14 protein-coding genes and 1 tRNA gene are annotated in these 16,446 nt (G+C 43.6%); 7 read left to right on the plus strand and 8 right to left on the minus strand.

All coding sequences use genetic code 11. The features are described from left to right. Positions 1 to 165: 165 nt before the first annotated feature. Together EX191_RS01655 and EX191_RS01660 are read left to right on the plus strand one after the other, a co-directional pair. Positions 166 to 714 (plus strand): NAD(P)H nitroreductase, encoded by a 549-nt coding sequence (locus EX191_RS01655; protein ID WP_005396515.1) that lies wholly within the window; start codon positions 166 to 168, stop codon positions 712 to 714. 103 nt (positions 715 to 817) lie between these two features. Beyond that, positions 818 to 2,785, plus strand: coding sequence for a DNA topoisomerase III (locus tag EX191_RS01660; protein ID WP_193447024.1), 1,968 nt, complete (start codon positions 818 to 820; stop codon positions 2,783 to 2,785). Between the two features lie 44 nt (positions 2,786 to 2,829). On the opposite strand, the gene EX191_RS01665 is transcribed toward EX191_RS01660, so the two are convergent. After that, positions 2,830 to 3,036 (minus strand): hypothetical protein, encoded by a 207-nt coding sequence (locus tag EX191_RS01665; protein WP_005380717.1) that lies wholly within the window; start codon positions 3,034 to 3,036, stop codon positions 2,830 to 2,832. 183 nt (positions 3,037 to 3,219) lie between these two features. Continuing rightward, positions 3,220 to 3,909 carry an SDR family oxidoreductase gene (locus tag EX191_RS01670; RefSeq protein ID WP_005396517.1) on the minus strand — a complete coding sequence of 230 codons (690 nt, stop codon included), beginning with the start codon at positions 3,907 to 3,909 and terminating at the stop codon, positions 3,220 to 3,222. Between the two features lie 271 nt (positions 3,910 to 4,180). Between EX191_RS01670 and EX191_RS01675 the strand changes: the two genes are divergently transcribed. After that, positions 4,181 to 5,104 (plus strand): histone deacetylase family protein, encoded by a 924-nt coding sequence (locus EX191_RS01675; RefSeq protein WP_074191643.1) that lies wholly within the window; start codon positions 4,181 to 4,183, stop codon positions 5,102 to 5,104. A 191-nt stretch (positions 5,105 to 5,295) separates the two neighbouring features. Here the strand turns inward: EX191_RS01675 and EX191_RS01680 are convergent. From EX191_RS01680 to EX191_RS01690, 3 genes are all read right to left on the minus strand, one after another. After that, positions 5,296 to 5,386 (minus strand) — tRNA-Ser (locus EX191_RS01680). 154 nt (positions 5,387 to 5,540) lie between these two features. Then, complete coding sequence (locus EX191_RS01685; protein ID WP_046874519.1) at positions 5,541 to 7,349, minus strand: DUF3413 domain-containing protein; 1,809 nt, start codon at positions 7,347 to 7,349, stop codon at positions 5,541 to 5,543. Positions 7,350 to 7,371: 22 nt separating this feature from the next. After that, positions 7,372 to 7,599, minus strand: a complete 228-nt coding sequence (locus EX191_RS01690) for a YejL family protein (RefSeq protein ID WP_005380722.1) — start codon at positions 7,597 to 7,599, stop codon at positions 7,372 to 7,374. 85 nt (positions 7,600 to 7,684) lie between these two features. Here EX191_RS01690 and yejK point away from each other — a divergent pair, with 85 nt between their 5' ends. The 3 genes from yejK (at position 7,685) to EX191_RS01705 (ending at position 11,350) form a co-directional block, all read left to right on the plus strand. Then, on the plus strand, positions 7,685 to 8,683 hold the full coding sequence (yejK, locus tag EX191_RS01695) for a nucleoid-associated protein YejK (protein WP_005396521.1): 999 nt from the start codon (positions 7,685 to 7,687) through the stop codon (positions 8,681 to 8,683). Between the two features lie 82 nt (positions 8,684 to 8,765). Beyond that, positions 8,766 to 10,082: an Hpt domain-containing protein gene (locus EX191_RS01700; RefSeq protein ID WP_114323301.1), complete on the plus strand. Its 1,317-nt coding sequence runs from the start codon at positions 8,766 to 8,768 to the stop codon at positions 10,080 to 10,082. 104 nt (positions 10,083 to 10,186) lie between these two features. Next, complete coding sequence (locus EX191_RS01705) at positions 10,187 to 11,350, plus strand: chemotaxis protein (protein WP_161446133.1); 1,164 nt, start codon at positions 10,187 to 10,189, stop codon at positions 11,348 to 11,350. 88 nt (positions 11,351 to 11,438) lie between these two features. On the opposite strand, the gene nhaC is transcribed toward EX191_RS01705, so the two are convergent. Next, the gene (nhaC, locus tag EX191_RS01710) at positions 11,439 to 12,872 is read right to left on the minus strand and encodes a Na+/H+ antiporter NhaC (protein WP_005396525.1); all 1,434 of its coding nucleotides are present in this window, start codon (positions 12,870 to 12,872) and stop codon (positions 11,439 to 11,441) included. A gap of 430 nt (positions 12,873 to 13,302) precedes the next feature. Here nhaC and asd point away from each other — a divergent pair, with 430 nt between their 5' ends. After that, positions 13,303 to 14,418 (plus strand): aspartate-semialdehyde dehydrogenase, encoded by a 1,116-nt coding sequence (gene asd, locus EX191_RS01715; protein WP_005396526.1) that lies wholly within the window; start codon positions 13,303 to 13,305, stop codon positions 14,416 to 14,418. A gap of 55 nt (positions 14,419 to 14,473) precedes the next feature. Here the strand turns inward: asd and EX191_RS01720 are convergent, their stop codons facing one another. Both EX191_RS01720 and EX191_RS01725 read right to left on the minus strand, forming a co-directional pair. After that, positions 14,474 to 15,337: an ion transporter gene (locus EX191_RS01720; protein WP_005396527.1), complete on the minus strand. Its 864-nt coding sequence runs from the start codon at positions 15,335 to 15,337 to the stop codon at positions 14,474 to 14,476. Positions 15,338 to 15,372: 35 nt separating this feature from the next. Beyond that, positions 15,373 to 16,011: a YchE family NAAT transporter gene (locus tag EX191_RS01725; RefSeq protein WP_005396528.1), complete on the minus strand. Its 639-nt coding sequence runs from the start codon at positions 16,009 to 16,011 to the stop codon at positions 15,373 to 15,375. Between the last annotated feature and the right edge of the window lie 435 nt (positions 16,012 to 16,446).

Below are 16,446 nucleotides of genomic sequence, written 5' to 3' on the forward strand. Positions count from 1 at the left end.
CTATGTTCAACTTATTCATTTCGCGAATAAATTAACATTAAATCCAGTTTGATGTTAAGTGAAGCACGTTATCAAGCCCACAGAAAACCGGTTGTTATTCGCAGGAGCAGATTGTGCTAAAGTGGCGTAAACAAAATAACAACGATATTCGATAAGGATTCTTTCATGGACGCTCTCGATCTTTTGCTCAATCGCCGATCTATCGCGAAGTTATCTGCGCCTGCACCAGAAGGTAAAGCGCTTGAGAACATCATTCGTGCAGGCCTTCGTGCGCCTGACCATGCGGGATTAACCCCTTGGCGTTTCGTTATCGCACAGGGCGATGGTTTGAAAAAACTGTCAGATATCTTGGTAAAAGCGGCAGAAGCTGAAAATAGTGATGAAGCGGTGGTCGAAAAGGTGAAAAATGCGCCATTTCGTGCGCCAATGGTGATCACGGTGATTGCTAAAGTAACGGAACATGAGAAAGTGCCTGCACTAGAGCAACACTTATCTGCGGGATGTGCCGTACAATCCATGCAGATGGCAGCGGTAGCGCAAGGCTTTCAAGGATTTTGGCGCTCAGGTAAGTGGATGTTCCATCCCGAAGTTCATCAAGCGTTTGGTTTAGAAGGCGACGATGAGATTGTTGGTTTCTTGTACCTAGGTACGCCTGGTTGCACACCGATGAAAGTTCCTGAGCGTGACCTTTCTCAGTTTGTTGAGTTTCTATAACTGAGCATCTAGGTAAATTGACTGTTTATTTATACAGTTTTTCTTGATTTACTAGGGCTACATTCGTTAATGTGGCCCTAATTATATTTATTTCCAAAACGTTATGTCTCGTCTGTTTATTGCTGAAAAACCAAGCTTAGGCCGTGCGATTGCCGCTGCACTGCCAAACCCTCAAAAGAAAGATCAAGGATTCATCCGCTGTGGGAACGGGGATATCGTTACTTGGTGTATCGGCCATTTGCTCGAACAAGTCGAACCTGACGCTTACGATGAGCGTTATAAAAAGTGGAATATGGCAGATTTACCAATTGTTCCGCAGCAATGGCAGCTCAGACCGAGGAAAAGCGCAAGTAAGCAATTAACAGTTATTCGTAAATTGCTCAAAGAAGCTAACGAAGTCATTCATGCAGGAGACCCAGACCGAGAGGGGCAGCTGTTAGTTGATGAAGTTCTCGACTATTGCAAGTTATCTAAAACCAAGAAGGAATCCACACAGCGTTTGCTGATTTCCGACTTGAACTTACCTGCGGTTAAACGCGCACTCAGTTCTATGCGCAGTAATCGCGAGTTTATCCCACTTTCAGTTTCTGCATTGGCCCGCTCTCGGGCTGATTGGCTGTATGGTATGAACATGTCTCGTGCTTATACCTTACTTGGTCAAAAAGCAGGGTATCAAGGTGTTCTCTCGGTAGGGCGAGTGCAAACGCCAGTTCTTGGCTTAGTGGTGCGTCGTGATGAGGAAATCGAAAACTTTGTCCCGAAGGACTATTTTACCCTACATGCTCTGATTCCGTATCAAGATGCCAATGGTACTTTTGATATTCGTGCTCGTTGGAAGCCAAGTGAGGCATGCAAGCCTTGGCAGGATGAAGAAGGGCGAGTGTTAAACCGTAAGTTAGTGGAAAACGTTGCAAACCGTATTGCAAATCAACCCGCTAAAGTGACGGAGTCGGAACAAAAGCAAACCAAGCAATCAGCACCATTACCTTATTCATTATCTGCTTTACAGATCGATGCAGCGAAGCGCTATGGTATGAGTGCGCAACAAGTACTAGATACTTGTCAGGCATTGTATGAAAAGCACAAGCTGATCACTTATCCACGTTCAGATTGTCGCTATTTACCGATGGAACACTACTCACAAGCAGAGATGGTGACAACAGCTATTGCGAATAACGCAAAAGAGCTGCAAGGTGCCGTTCAGGGAGCAGACTTAACATTAAAGTCCAAAGCTTGGAATGATAAAAAAGTGGATGCGCACCATGCGATTATCCCTACACCAAAACAAGCTAATGTGAATGCGCTTTCGGGCAATGAGATGAGGGTGTATCAATTGATTGCGCGCCAGTATCTCATGCAGTTTTATCCGGCGGCGGTTTACGCTGAAGCGAAATTGGTTTTCGATATCGCTGGTGGTATGTTTATCGCGAAAGGTCGCCAGTTAGTTTCGCCGGGTTGGAAAGCGCTAATGGGCAAAACTGACAAGGAAGATGAAGGTATTGATGCCGTACCACCGTTACCAGAAGGCACCGTGTTAACTTGTCGTGAAGGGGAAATAAAAGACCGAAAAACCGAGCCACCAAAGCACTTTACCGAAGCATCGCTGTTGCAAGCGATGACCGGGATCGCCCGTTACGTTGCGGATAAAGAACTGAAAAAAATCCTTCGTGATACTGATGGGCTAGGTACGGAAGCGACTCGTGCTGGTATTTTGGACACGCTGTTCAAACGCCAACTGCTCAAGCGTCAAGGTAAATCAATTCTCAGCTCTCCTGCGGGAAGAGGTCTCATTCATGCCTTGCCACAGGATTCAACGTACCCAGATATGACGGCTCATTGGGAGCACCAGTTACAAGGTATGGCAGAGAGAAATCAGGCATATCAGCCGTTTATGCAAGCACTAGAGCAACGCATTGATGGCTTGATGGCACAAGTAAAAGCAGGGCCGATCCCTGATTCATTGCGTCATCTACCCAAAGTGGAACGTCCTGCGTTTAAACGTAAAAAGCGTAGTTATTCAAAGAGTGGTGGCGCAACTAAATCTGGTGCAGCCAAAGGTAAGCGGGCATAGGACAAGCGCGGCGTAATTAAACTCCGCGCATGCTTGAAAATAGATTACTCGAACAGATCACCGTGGTTTTGGATCGCGCCTCTTACTTCACCTTGAGTTAACACGCGTTTGTCCAGTACCTCTTTCACCTGGTTGCCCAAGTCAACTAATGTATCTCGATTCGCTTGAGTTTGGCGTTTACCAGCACTTCTCAAGCAGTAATTTAGTTCGTGCTCTTCGCTAAAATTAACCAAATCCCTATCTGCTGCCATCGTGCTTTCTCCTTATTTGTTCTACTTTTTCCTAAGTCTGGATTGGATGTAGATAAATTCAAGTTAGATTGCGCGAATTATGCTGGTGGATCACCGGTGAACATTATGTTTGCCAACCAAGTCACGATTATGAAGCCTAGCTTAGGTGTTATTTGGTTTATTGATGGTTGTTTCTTAACGCCTCTACCAAGGCAGCTCAGTACCATCGTAGTTAATAAATCGACCTGAAAGTTGCGGTGTACTCAGCTCTATCACGTTCGCTAGGCCCTGCGCGGAGGTTTGCGTATCGATCAATGCATTTGGCCCGCCCATTGCCGTTTTTACCCAACCAGGATGAAGCGCTAAAACGGTAAATCCTTCAGGTGTTAAATCATTGCTCAAGCTTTTAACAACCGAGTTTAGCGCCGCTTTCGATGAACGATAAATATAACCGCCACCGGACGTATTTTCCGTCATGCTCCCCACTTTTGATGAGATACAAGCAATCTTTTTCATCTTGCCTTGTTGTAAGCGAGGGTAACAGTGCTCAACCAGTTTTAACGGTGCAATGGTGTTTACTTCGAAGACTTTACGCCATTCTTCTACGTCAGTGTTTCCAAAGCCATATCCCTTGGGGCCGTAATATCCCGCATTGTTAATGAGTAAGTCGATGGCGGGGAGCTTATCTGCAAGCAGAGCGACTTGTTCGTAGTGAGTAACATCCAGTTCGTGCAAAACTAGATTGCTGTAATGTGAGGCTAGAGTTTGTAGTTCAGAACTGTTCTCTAAGGAACGGCTAGTAGCGTGTACTTGATGGCCTTGCTTCAGGTACAGCTCAGTTAAGCTAAGGCCAATGCCGCGATTTGCTCCGGTAATAAAGACGGTTTGACTCATACAAACACCTATATTTTTTTGATTTCAGTTGAAAGTCATTGTGTTAGCTAAGCGCAATGAAATCAACCAGCCACCACGCACCAACAACGAAAGATGAAAATAGGGACAGAGCACAAAGAGAGCCAAACAGTGCGCCGAGAATAGCAAAGAAAGTAGAATTCATATGTATATTAAATTTAATTGATATTGAAAATCATTATCAATTAAATTGCATTTTATTCAACCCTTGAAGTTGATACTATTTCGTTACCATTGTTATTAAGAATTTCTCATGCTGCCATTTATCTACCACCCGATTTATTCTCAACTTGAGTTGCCAGAGGGGCATCGTTACCCAATTATGAAGTACCAGTACCTCTATGAATCGGTATTGGTACATATGGAGAAAGATAACTGGAAAGAACACGTGCAGTTTTTCCAGCCAGAAGCATTAACTGTTGAGGAAGTAAAACGTGTTCATGACCAGGAATACGTCGACTTGCTAGTGAATGGAAACATGCCAGCTGCGAAAATGCGCCGAATAGGTTTTCCTTGGAGTGAGTCTCTCATTACCAGAACGCTAACTTCAGCGGCGGGCACGGCTTTGACCGCAAATAAAGCACTTGAGTATGGTGTGGCCATTCATTTGAGTGGCGGGTATCACCACGCACACAAAGAGTTTGGCAGTGGTTTTTGTTTATTTAATGACTTAGTGATCGCGGCCAGGCAAGCGCTCGAAGTCGAGCATGTCGATAAAGTATTGATCATTGATAGTGATGTTCACCATGGGGATGGAACAGCAACTTTGTGTCACGATGAGCCAGATATCATCACGCTTTCTTTCCACTGTGACAAAAACTTCCCGGCTAGAAAGCCTCAGTCTGATCTAGATGTGCCTTTGGTGCGAGGAACAGGTGATGAGGGTTTTTTAATAGCGTTTAAGGAAGTGGTCGATATGGCGCTTAATCTTCATCGTCCTGATTTGGTTATCTACGATGCTGGTGTTGATATACATCAAGACGATGAGCTTGGATATTTTGATGTGTCGACGCAAGGGATTTTAGAGCGTGATAGATTTTTAATGCAAACAATGAAATCGCGAGGTATCCCTGTCGCAGCTGTCGTCGGAGGTGGATATCGAACGAATCATTCAGACCTCGTCCCAATCCATTTACAGCTCATTAATGCCGCTAAAGAAGTTTTTGTTGGTAAGTAAATACAACTAGACGTGAGTATCAACCTGATTCATAACGGGACACTGGAACGAAAAGGGCGCTAATTTTCTAATGGGTTCTTTCTGAATGTGGCGATTGCTTGGCTTGTATTCAAGGAGGGATTTGTACAAATCTTTTCAAATCTGGATATACGAAAAAGCCCGCTAATTTCTTAGCGGGCTTTTTCTAAATGTGGCGGAGAGATAGGGATTTGAACCCTAGATACGCTATTAACGTATGCCGGTTTTCAAGACCGGTGCTTTCAACCACTCAGCCATCTCTCCGTTGTTGAGGCGCATAATATAAGGCTTTGAAAATGTTGTAAACCCCTAGTTGAACTGATTGGATGTTTACTGCGCAAATTTGTGGTTTGTGTTGTTTAAATAAACAAAAACTCCCCAAAAAGGGGAGTTTGAATAGTATATGGATTGCTAGGTATTAATCGTTTTTAGAATAAAAACGCTGTAACTCAGTTAAACCTTGCATCAAAACTGGCAACTTCGGTGCATCATCTCGAAGTCGTTTGTAATTTTTGTCATACAACTTGTAGTTGCCAAACTTATCGATCACTGTGGTTTGTGAGCTAGTAATTAAGGCAAGCTCACGAGTGTCACCCGCTAGGATCCAACGGCGACGACTTTCGTCAAATAGGTTACGACCACTACTGTAATCATATGGGTTGGAAGATACACCGAGCATATCCTGCAACAACGTGACCGAAAGGTCCAAGTGGCTTGTGCTGTGATTAAATTCACCAGCCAACATTCCTGGCCATTGGATGACCATAGGAACTTGTAACTGATAACGGCTGTAGTTGCTGTTTGCGCCCCAGCTGTTCGTATTGGTTTCGTTAAACTCACTACCGTGATTAGAAGTGATAATCACGATGGTGTTTGTTAATAGTCCATTTTTTTCAAGCTCATCAATAATACTAGCGACGGTTTTATCCGCTGATTTCACCGCATATTCATAAGCTTTTTTGAAGCGATCACTTGCGGACATTTCTTCGTCATTATTTGAAGGGATCGATTCAAAATTATCAACGGTGGTGACTTCGATGTAACTAAACCATGGTTGACTCGCTTTCTCTGTTAACCATGTATTCCAGTTCGCGATAGATTGCTTATCGGTATGAGCTTGTGTGCCATCGAGGTCTTCCGCTAGTTTTAAGTCGCGGAAAATAATCTCTGAGTAGAGATCATCTTCAAACCCGCTGCCACTGAATAGGCCGAAGTTGTAACCCTGATCTTTCAGTACATCGAGTAACACTGGCGAAGCACCTTGCGCCTTGATGCTTGAGGCGTAACTGGTTGGTAAGCCGTAGAACAAACCAAAAGCCCCGTAAGTATCATTACTTGAACTGTAATGATTACGGAAGTTCTGATTGTTTTCGGCAAACTCATAGAGGTTAGGCATCTCTTCTGGATTCAGCGCGTCTGCACGCAGGTTATTTACGCTGATCATCAACACGTTGAGCTTATTGACTCGACGGTTAAACTCTAGCTTTTCTAGAGGGTAATTGACTAACTCTACGTTGCCTTCATTTTCCGCTAAGCGTTTTAGGTATTCCTCACGGTCAAGTAGACCATGTTTTTCCATAAAGCTCTTCGCCGTCATCGGATAAGACAATGGGAAGTTTGAACGCTGACTGGTAATTGGATTGTAGAAGTATGCATCTGCCCAAATATAAACCAAATGGCTGGTCATAAAGCTGAGGAAAAATACAGCTGCTAGAGGACGTCCTACGTGCTTATGAGATAGTTTGCGCTGTTTTCGCCATACCCATTCGGATAGAGCGAGCTGAATAAGGAAGATCAGCGGCATTACAACAAACAGATGTTGTAGATCAGTGCTGAGCGCACTTTTATCTTCGCTGAATAGTAACTCCCAAACGACAGGAGTTAAGTGCAAATTGATCGACTGATACGCTTGGGTATCAATCAATAATATGGTTTGCCCAACGGTCGCGAAAATCACTGCCACCAAACGGAACAATTTCCGCGATGGCAGGATAAACGTTAACGGGAATAGAACGAGCAAGTAAAGCGCGAAAACTAGAAAGCCAAAGTGACCAACCCAAGAAACCGCCAGATAAAACTGACCAAGTAACGTCTCGGGCCAAGGAGACTGAACAATGTAGCGTGTGCCTATCAACATCGATGCAACGATATTGAAGAATGCAAACCAGTGACCCCAACCAACCAGTCGAGATACACGTTCGCCGTATGAGTTTCCGCTGTCTACCATGTATGTGTTCTATTGTCCGTTATTAGTGTGTTTTTGGTGTTTCTAAAGAAGACATCAGCGCCTGAGCAAATTTTTCAGCAATCGCTTTGCGTTGTGAAGCAGCAACACGTTGATTTAAGACATTGGTTGCGATATTTCCGGCAATCATTAGCGTCAACTCAGGAGAAGCAGCGTGTTTTTCAAGAACTGTTGCTACTTCAGCAAGAATTTTCTCTACTTGCTCGTCAGTATATTTAGATGTAATCGGCATAAAGACTCTAATAATGATAGTAAAAGCGGCTTATGATAACCTACAATGCCCATCAACTAAAACCTTGTAGCAAGATAAAATCACTATGAGCCTTCATCTTTCAAACGTTATTCTGCATCAACTGTGCAAAAACGATCAGGACGAGCTAGTTGTAAACTTTCGTCCAGCATCATTAGAGAACGATGCATCTACTGAAAACTTAGTCGCTGAGCTTCACCGAGTATTCCATTCTAAAGCTGGTAAAGGTTTTGGCTCTTTCCAGTCAGACAGCGAATTTCAATTTTGGCTTCAAGAAATGCGCAAAGGAGAGCGAGATTTTTACGACTTCTCACAAATTAGTGCAAATCGCTTGAAAGAAGAGTTGATTAAGTACCCATTTGCGGATGAAGGTATTTTGGTTTTCGCTGAGTATCAGAGTTTAGCAACGGACTACTTGTTCATCGGTATCTTACCAATGAACCAAAGTTTAAAAGTGACCGAAGGTTTGGACATCAGTGCGACGGATTACCTAGATATCACCAAAATGGATATTGCGGCCCGCATTGACTTGTCGAGCTACGACACTGACAAGGAATCTAATCGTTACTTGCAATACATCAAGGGACGCGTCGGCCGTAAAGTGGCGGATTTCTTCCTAGATTTCCTGCAAGCGGACATCGGCTTAGATACTAAACAACAAAACTTAGTGTTGATGCAGGCAGTGGATGATTTTTGTGCTGACTCGAAGCTAGAAAAGCAAGAAGTGAACGAGTACAAGAAACAAGTTTACGATTACTGCAATGAGCAAATTAAATCCGGTGATGAGGTTCAAATCTCAGAGCTTTCTGGAGAGCTTCCTCCAAGCCAAGATGGCACAAGCTTTATGGATTTCACCAAAGAGCAAGGGTACGAACTTGAAGAATCTTTCCCAGGTGACCGTGCGACGGTTCGCAAACTGACTAAATTTGTTGGCGCTGGCGGTGGCTTGAATATTAGCTTTGATAGCCTATTGCTTGGCGAGCGTATTTTTTATGACCCAGAGACGGATACCTTAACGATTAAAGGTACGCCACCAAATCTAAAAGATCAGTTGAGTCGCAACTAAAACCATATCGTCAAATTAAGAGAGCCAATGGCTCTCTTTTTTTATGTGAATAAGAAACATCCATAGTATATGCTTGTAATTAATGGAGATATGCGAGGGGCGAGTGTTGCTGAAGCTAAAAGAAGGAATGAGGCGGTTTGTTTGGTTCTGGTTCGTTTTATGGTGTGTTTTAGCGCTAGGGATTTGGTTGCAAGCCAAACAAACGATTCAAACCATTTCAACAGTGAATGAGCTAGGAAGCAAAGTCGAAGAAGTCAGACATTTTTTTAACTTCGATCTGCCTTATCGTGTTAAGCACGTCGACCAAGTTTCACTAAAACTTCAGTTAGCCTATGCAGTTCGCTTACAGCTTGAAAGTGAGTTTTCCGAAGGAAAAATCACACCAGATATTACTCAATTGCTTTATGCGACCGATCGATTTTTAGAAAGTGCTCGAGCCTTTGTAGGAAGTGACAGTGAGCTAGTCTCATTAGCCGAGCAGTTGCGAAGGAGCCGTGCCCGAGCTGAAAACTCTGAGCAAATTCAATCAATGTACTATCGCTTAGGCGCACTTGTTTTGGAGTCTATTTTTAGTGACTCAGCAACGAATAGCGATACTTATCGTGATTTAGACCGACTTTTTATCGAGTCGGACACGCTTTCTCCTCAAGAGCGAAGTGCTTTTCAGCGTCAACTTGCCCAGACTTCAAGCGCGCTATCTGCCAAGGCGCAAGGCAGCTATCTAGTTAATCAACTGCTTAATCCTGATTTCCCGAACCAGTTAACTTCGATAAATGACCAGTTGGAACAAAAGTTGATGACCTTTGTTACTTGGTTGTCAGTAATCAGTGGTTTATTTCTTTCTCTTATTTCATGGGGGCTTTTCTCCCAAAGAACCGTTCAGCCGCTAATACCATCAAGAGCAGAGGATAAAGAGTCTGAGCAAGTTGGTGGGTCTTACGTTGTTTTCTCTGCTCAGTCCGAAATCTCTCAAAGCAGCCAAGTTAACGAACAGAGCCCTAATGAGCCGAACACATCGCAAGTGGAAGTCGTGGAACGTGAGCCGTATATAGATATCAATAAGATGCTGGACTCGCTATCGGGAGATGAAAGCGCGGTGCGAATGTTACTTGAAGTCTTTATTCAGGATCACTCTGGCGATGGTTCAAAAATGTATCGGCTATTAGAAGAGGATAAAGAGCAAGCGCAAAGAGCGGCTCATAGTCTTAAAGGGGTCTCGGGAAGTTTAGGGGCAATGCCATTGCACTGCATTTCGGGTGATATTGAACTGTTGATTAAACAAGGGCAAAAAGTGCCGGAAGAGAAACTGACACGTTTAGATGATGTCCTAAAGCAAACCATACTTTTCGCTAACCACGTTCTCAATAGTGAAAAGATACAAGAAGCGCTAACAGATTGATATTGCTCTGACTTACAATCATCAGAGTTGGGGTATTAAAGGCCCGAACTATATGACTTAGTTCGCTTTATTCCTGTTCCATACAATTTGTTAAAGGTACTTTCATGTCCGTTCGTCGATTGTCTTCAATGATGTTGATAGGGTTGGTTGTGATGCTTTCAGGGTGCTCCCTGTTAGAAGTGAAAATCGAGAGTCAAACCGTCCCTCTTACCAAACAAGAGCTTAATATGCGTCTCCTGACTCGTGAGTATGCGCAACAGTTTTTTGCTCAGGTAGAGCAAGCTGCTGATGCATTGCACGATCAATATGAGCCGCATGATAAAGTCCATCAATCTTATATTTTGCTTTGGAAGATAAATGCTGAAGAAGGTCTTCAAGCAGCAGCATACCAAGTCTCGCCAATGGCAGCACTGATTGATACTTGGACTTTTACGCTACAGATGGATCAATTCTTTACGACTGGCCCTGGTAATGAACTATTTGCGACAGAGGAGGCAAAGTTAGTTTCTGCTCACTTAGCGAAAGAGGTGGATAAACTGGCTCAATCTCTGTTGAAACAAGAGGCGTACATCAAGACACAAGCGTTTGTTGCAGAGTTCGTTAAGCAACATCCATTCGCGGACTTAAGTATGATCAGGACGCCAGCTTACCGTGGGTGGTTAGATGCGAATCAAATTAGCGAGGAAGAGGCAGTGACTACGCTAGGTACAATGCCAGAAGCATTAGGTGATGTCTCGGATCGTCTAAGCCTTGTATCAGAACAGACCCCAAAAATTATGACTTGGAAGGCGCAGTTATTAGCATTAAATAGCTCTGCTAGCATCGAAAAAGTTAATGCTGCGCTAAATAGCTTACAAGTTACGGCAGATTCGATGAAGGACTTTATTGATAACAATCCAGAGTACATGCGCTATTTGGCAGAGCAAATGGCGGTAGAGTTACAACCTTTGGTTGACGATATTGACCAAAAAACGCAAGCGCGTTTATCTCAATTGGGTGAGGAGCGCCAAGCTTTAGAGCTGATGGTAGCCAGAGAGCGCCAAGAAATCGCGCAGATCATTACCCATGAGCGTGAGAAGTTTGCTCAAGATATGGACCGAGTCTCGCAGGAAGTGGTCAGTTTAGCGATGACCAAGCTGATTGAGCTCGTTAAAAGTACCATTATCTACTTCATCTTGTTCATTGCCGTTATATTCTTTGCACCACTTGGCTTGGGCTATTGGTTTGGTAAGCGTGCAGCAGTGAAAACGCAAGTCAAACAAAGTTAACGTTTGGTTGAGATATAAAAAAGAGCGCTAATGCGCTCTTTTTCTTTGTCTTTCACTCGGAAGAGAGATTCTTCCTATCTATGCGAACTCAAGCGGTTTGCTGCTTCAGTTCACCTTCTGCTTGTTCAACTGCTTCCGCTGTTGGTTCGCATTTATCAACAAACCAACCCATGTAGGAGCTGATGATAGTCACGATGATACATACAAAGCTTAGCCACATGAACGGTGCGTAAGATAGTGTCGCAACACCCAGAATACTTGCCATGTAGATACCATTGTCACTCCATGGAACCATACCAGATGTTAATGTGCCGCCGAACTCTGCGTTACGAGACAAGTTCTTACGTTTGTAGCCTAGGCGATCGTAGTTCTTCGCACAGATTTTTGGTGTCAGGATAAGTGAAACGTACATCGCTGAACCAAATACGTTCCCCATAAAGGCTGTACCGATTGTACTTGTTGCCAGTGAACCTGCACTTTGAACGCGTTTTTCAAACAGCTTAGCGATAGTTTCTAACACACCCACTTTATCTAGTAGACCACCAAAACCAAGGCCGAATACGATAACTGCTACCGAGCCAAGCATTGAAGACATGCCGCCACGGTTAAGAATGGAGTCAATGAAATCTACGCCTGAAGAAATCGCAAACGGAGCCCAAGCGGTGTTGAACGCGGTTAGGAAGTCCACATCTTGAATCATTACTGCCCAAATAATACCGAGCAGAGAACCAAAACTGATCACTGGGAATGAAGGCATACGCATTGCTAGAAGTGACAATACGATGATCACAGGAACAAATGAGTAAGGCGTGATGTAGAATTGCTGCTCCATCGCTTTAATTACAGAGTCTACCTGGCTCATGTCAACTTGACCTGCGTAGTGGAAACCAAATGCAGTAAACATAATGCCTGTAATAATGTAGCTAATGAGTGCGATCGGCAGCATGCCTTTAATATGTTCCATTACTTCAACGTTAGACATAGATGAAGCAAGGATGACGGAATCCGATAGAGGCGACATTTTGTCACCAAAGTAACAACCTGAAAGCACCGCACCAGCTGTAATTGGTGCAGGAACGCCAAGGCCTTGGCCAATACCCATCATCGCAATACCAGCAGTACCAGCAGCGCCCCAAGAGGTGCCAGTCGCTAGCGCAGTCAATGAACAGATGATCATGGTTGCGAGCAAAAAGATAGAAGGGTGAATTGCTTTAAGGCCGTAGTAAATGATGGTTGGAACAATACCACCAGAGATCCACGTACCAACAAGCGCGCCAACGGCAAGAAGAATTAAGACGGCTCCAAGTCCATTGGAAATGCCATTTAGTGCAGCTTTTTCCAGATCTTTGTACTGATGACCAAGCTTAATGCCTAATATCATGATAATGAACCAACCGATGTACAGCGCTAGCTGGATCGGTAGGTCTAGCTTGGCAGTGAACGAAAATGCCAGCAGTAGAAATAAACCGAGCGAGATAAATACCTGTATCAAGCTTGGTAGGCGTGGTGTAACTTGCTTCATATGTGCCTCTGTCAATCTTGGAGCAATAGAGGAAGGCGCTCCTTGTTGTAATCGCGCATAACATACATTAACAAAAATTATATTTCGAATATTTGGTGTTTTATCTTGATGTTCGTCGGCAAAAACGTTTGCTTGTGAAATTAACTGTTAGTTTGTTTTAACTTTTTTGGTTTTAAATGTTGTGTAATGTGAAATTATTGTGCTTCATGTGTTATTTTATCACTGAGTGGTAAGACCAATTTGGAGTAACAGGGCTTTCCCTACTTGAAAAATGGCCGAAATCGCAAACCAAACACTAAAAAATCTCGTTTAACACGAATTTTCATAGGAAAAGGTTAAAAAATAGGCTTATTTACAAAATAGGGGTTGAGATTTTGATGCGAAAAATTAACTATGGGGTAGGTTTTTTAATACATGGAGAGTTAATACGATGAGAGTTGGTTTAGTTGGTTGGCGCGGTATGGTTGGTTCAGTCCTTATGCAGCGTATGGTTGAAGAGAAAGACTTCGACCTAATCGAACCAGTATTCTACAGTACTTCTCAAGTTGGTATTCCTGCTCCTAACTTAGGAAAAGACGCAGGCTTACTGCAAGACGCGTATGATATTGAAAGCTTAAAACAGCTTGATGCGGTAATTACATGTCAAGGTGGTAGCTACACAGAAAAAGTTTACCCAGCACTTCGACAAGCCGGTTGGAAAGGCTACTGGATTGACGCAGCATCTACGTTACGTATGGCGGAAGATTCCATCATCACGCTTGATCCTGTGAACTTAAAGCAAATCCAACAAGGCATCCACGGTGGCACGAACACATTTGTTGGTGGTAACTGTACGGTTAGTTTAATGCTAATGGGTCTAGGTGGCTTATTCGAAAAAGGCCTTGTTGAGTGGACAAGCGCGATGACATACCAAGCCGCTTCTGGTGCTGGCGCGCAAAACATGCGTGAACTGATCTCGCAAATGGGCGTTATCAATGACTCTGTAAGTTCCGAACTTGCAAACCCATCAAGCTCTATCCTAGATATTGATAAAAAAGTTGCAGACACAATGCGCAGCGGTTCTTTCCCTACCGATAAATTCGGTGTACCACTAGCTGGCTCGCTTATTCCGTGGATCGATGTGAAACGTGATAACGGTCAGAGTAAAGAAGAGTGGAAAGCGGGCGCAGAGGCAAACAAAATTTTGGGCTCACAAAGCTCGCCTGTACCAATTGATGGTACTTGTGTCCGTATTGGTGCGATGCGCTGTCACTCTCAAGCACTCACTATCAAGCTTAAGCAAAATGTCCCAATGGACGAAATCGAAGAAATCATCGCCACTCATAACGACTGGGTTAAAGTGATTCCTAACGATCGTGACATTACTGCGCAAGAACTTACACCTGCAAAAGTAACGGGCACTATGTCCGTACCAGTGGGTCGTCTACGTAAGATGGCAATGGGTGATGACTTCCTAAATGCTTTCACTGTTGGTGACCAACTACTTTGGGGCGCAGCAGAACCATTGCGTCGTACGTTACGCATTATTCTTTCTGAGAAAGCATAATCACATCAATCTTTGTTTGATGACAAAATAAAAGAGCTCCCTAGGGAGCTCTTTTTTATGCTTCGTCTTCTCCACGAACAACGCGTTTGTCAGGATCGGCCAGTTCACTACCACAGTGTTTACAGTAAGTCGCATCAGAGTCGTGCCCGGCGTGAGAACAGTTCGGACACTTCACTAATACTTTGTGCGATTGCATTTCTTGGTGAAGCTCTGCTGTGAAAATACCAGTAGGGACCGCCAAAATTGAATAACCCAACAACATGGTGAGTGAGGCAAGCCCTTTTCCGAGATCTGTTTGAGGTACCAAGTCACCATATCCAACCGTTGTGATGGTCACAATAGCCCAATAAATACTTTTCGGAATGCTAGTAAATCCGTTTTCAGGCCCCTCAATGACAAAAATCAGTGACCCAAAGATCGTGACCATAATGGCGACAGAGCTAAAGAAGATAAAAATCTTTCTGCGCGCCATCAGTAGAGAGCGTAAGAGGATGTTGGACTCTTGAAGATAGCGGACCAACTTGAGTATGCGGAATATTCGCATGACTCGCAGTGCTCTTATTACACCCATAAAGGAGGCAGAAGGGAAAAACAGTGCTAAGTAAGTAGGTAAAATCGCGAGTAAATCAACGACGCCATAAAAGCTCTTCGCATAGGCCGCTGGTTTTGGAGAGCAGTAAAGTCGGAGAAAATACTCAATAGTGAATAAACCGGTAAAAGTGTACTCCAAGTATTTCAGCTCTTTTGCCCACTCGGCGCGCACGGATGGTATTGAGTCTAAGACCAGTACGATTAGAGAACTGATAATCGCGATAATGAGTGCAATATCGAAGGTTCGACCAGCTTTGGTATGAGTACCAAAAATGGTGACATAAAGAGTATGTTTGAGAGAGTCAGTCGTCATGACAAAGCGATCCATTGTTGAATCGCTCTATCATACAATTTTATAGAAACTCAGGCTAATCCTGGAAATAAGTTGCGTAAACCATTGGCGATAAACTCAATACCCAATGCGCCTAATATCAAACCCATGATACGGGTAATGACGTTGATACCAGTTTGGCCCAAAAATCGCACGATCAGTGGGGCAGAGCGGAACAACAGCCACGAGCATAGACAGAACAAGCCAATTGTAATGCTGATGCCTACCGTATCAAACATGCTTGGGTAGCGTGCACCGTAAACAATAGTCGAACTGATTGCGCCTGGTCCTGCCATTAGCGGCATCGCAAGAGGAACAACACCGATCTGCTCGCGACTCACGTATTCTGATTTTTCCTGTTTGTTTTGTTTATCTTCCCCCAGTTTACCGCTCATCATCGAGAACGCGATGCTAAGCAGCAGTAGCCCACCTGCAACACGAAACGAATCCAGAGAAATGCTGAACATATCTAATAGTAACTGGCCAGCAAAGAGCGAAATGATCAGGATGATCGCAACAGCCACGTTCGCTGTGGTTGCCGTATTGCGCTTTTCGTCTGGTGTCATATGTCCGGTTAGTGACACAAACACAGGCATGATACCAACAGGGTTTACTGCGGCGACCAAACCAAGAAAAAACTGCAAGAAGATAGCAAGTTCAAAAGTTTGCATGTTGCGTACTCATTAAAGTTCACATTAGTGAAAAGGAGAAGGGGTAATTTGGGCGTAATGTAAGGCAAAAGTTGGGTTGGAAGAAATGAAAAAAACTAACGCATTTCCTACTGTTTTAGTGAGAAAAACTAATTCTTTAATAAACTGTATCTAATCTGGAAAAGAATTGTTGCGTATAAAGTTGCTGTCAAAGCGTGCTGTTTTACATAAACGTTAACATTCGCACACTTTTGATAAAAACTAAGGTGGTTTGTAGAGAGATGTATTCGGTTCGATATACTCTCAGTAGCACAAGGAATTGGGCCTACATGTAATTTTGTTGGCTAAAAATGAAACTTTTTTACAGGTTGTTGTAGTTTCTTTTATTTATTTGTCTATTTGCTTCTTTTTTGTTCAATAAAAAGTGAAGATTAATTTATTTGTTTATCAGTGAGT

This window comes from Vibrio chemaguriensis (assembly GCF_012275705.1).
Classification (GTDB): domain Bacteria; phylum Pseudomonadota; class Gammaproteobacteria; order Enterobacterales; family Vibrionaceae; genus Vibrio; species Vibrio diabolicus.

Bases quoted from the DNA above. Each gene is read 5' to 3' on its own strand.
- EX191_RS01655 (WP_005396515.1), top strand. From the start codon at position 166: ATGGACGCTCTCGATCTTTTGCTCAATCGCCGATCTATCGCGAAGTTA.
- EX191_RS01660 (WP_193447024.1), top strand. From the start codon at position 818: ATGTCTCGTCTGTTTATTGCTGAAAAACCAAGCTTAGGCCGTGCGATT.
- EX191_RS01665 (WP_005380717.1), bottom strand. From the start codon at position 3,036: ATGGCAGCAGATAGGGATTTGGTTAATTTTAGCGAAGAGCACGAACTA.
- EX191_RS01670 (WP_005396517.1), bottom strand. From the start codon at position 3,909: ATGAGTCAAACCGTCTTTATTACCGGAGCAAATCGCGGCATTGGCCTT.
- EX191_RS01675 (WP_074191643.1), top strand. From the start codon at position 4,181: ATGCTGCCATTTATCTACCACCCGATTTATTCTCAACTTGAGTTGCCA.
- EX191_RS01685 (WP_046874519.1), bottom strand. From the start codon at position 7,349: ATGGTAGACAGCGGAAACTCATACGGCGAACGTGTATCTCGACTGGTT.
- EX191_RS01690 (WP_005380722.1), bottom strand. From the start codon at position 7,599: ATGCCGATTACATCTAAATATACTGACGAGCAAGTAGAGAAAATTCTT.
- yejK (WP_005396521.1), top strand. From the start codon at position 7,685: ATGAGCCTTCATCTTTCAAACGTTATTCTGCATCAACTGTGCAAAAAC.
- EX191_RS01700 (WP_114323301.1), top strand. From the start codon at position 8,766: ATGGAGATATGCGAGGGGCGAGTGTTGCTGAAGCTAAAAGAAGGAATG.
- EX191_RS01705 (WP_161446133.1), top strand. From the start codon at position 10,187: ATGTCCGTTCGTCGATTGTCTTCAATGATGTTGATAGGGTTGGTTGTG.
- nhaC (WP_005396525.1), bottom strand. From the start codon at position 12,872: ATGAAGCAAGTTACACCACGCCTACCAAGCTTGATACAGGTATTTATC.
- asd (WP_005396526.1), top strand. From the start codon at position 13,303: ATGAGAGTTGGTTTAGTTGGTTGGCGCGGTATGGTTGGTTCAGTCCTT.
- EX191_RS01720 (WP_005396527.1), bottom strand. From the start codon at position 15,337: ATGGATCGCTTTGTCATGACGACTGACTCTCTCAAACATACTCTTTAT.
- EX191_RS01725 (WP_005396528.1), bottom strand. From the start codon at position 16,011: ATGCAAACTTTTGAACTTGCTATCTTCTTGCAGTTTTTTCTTGGTTTG.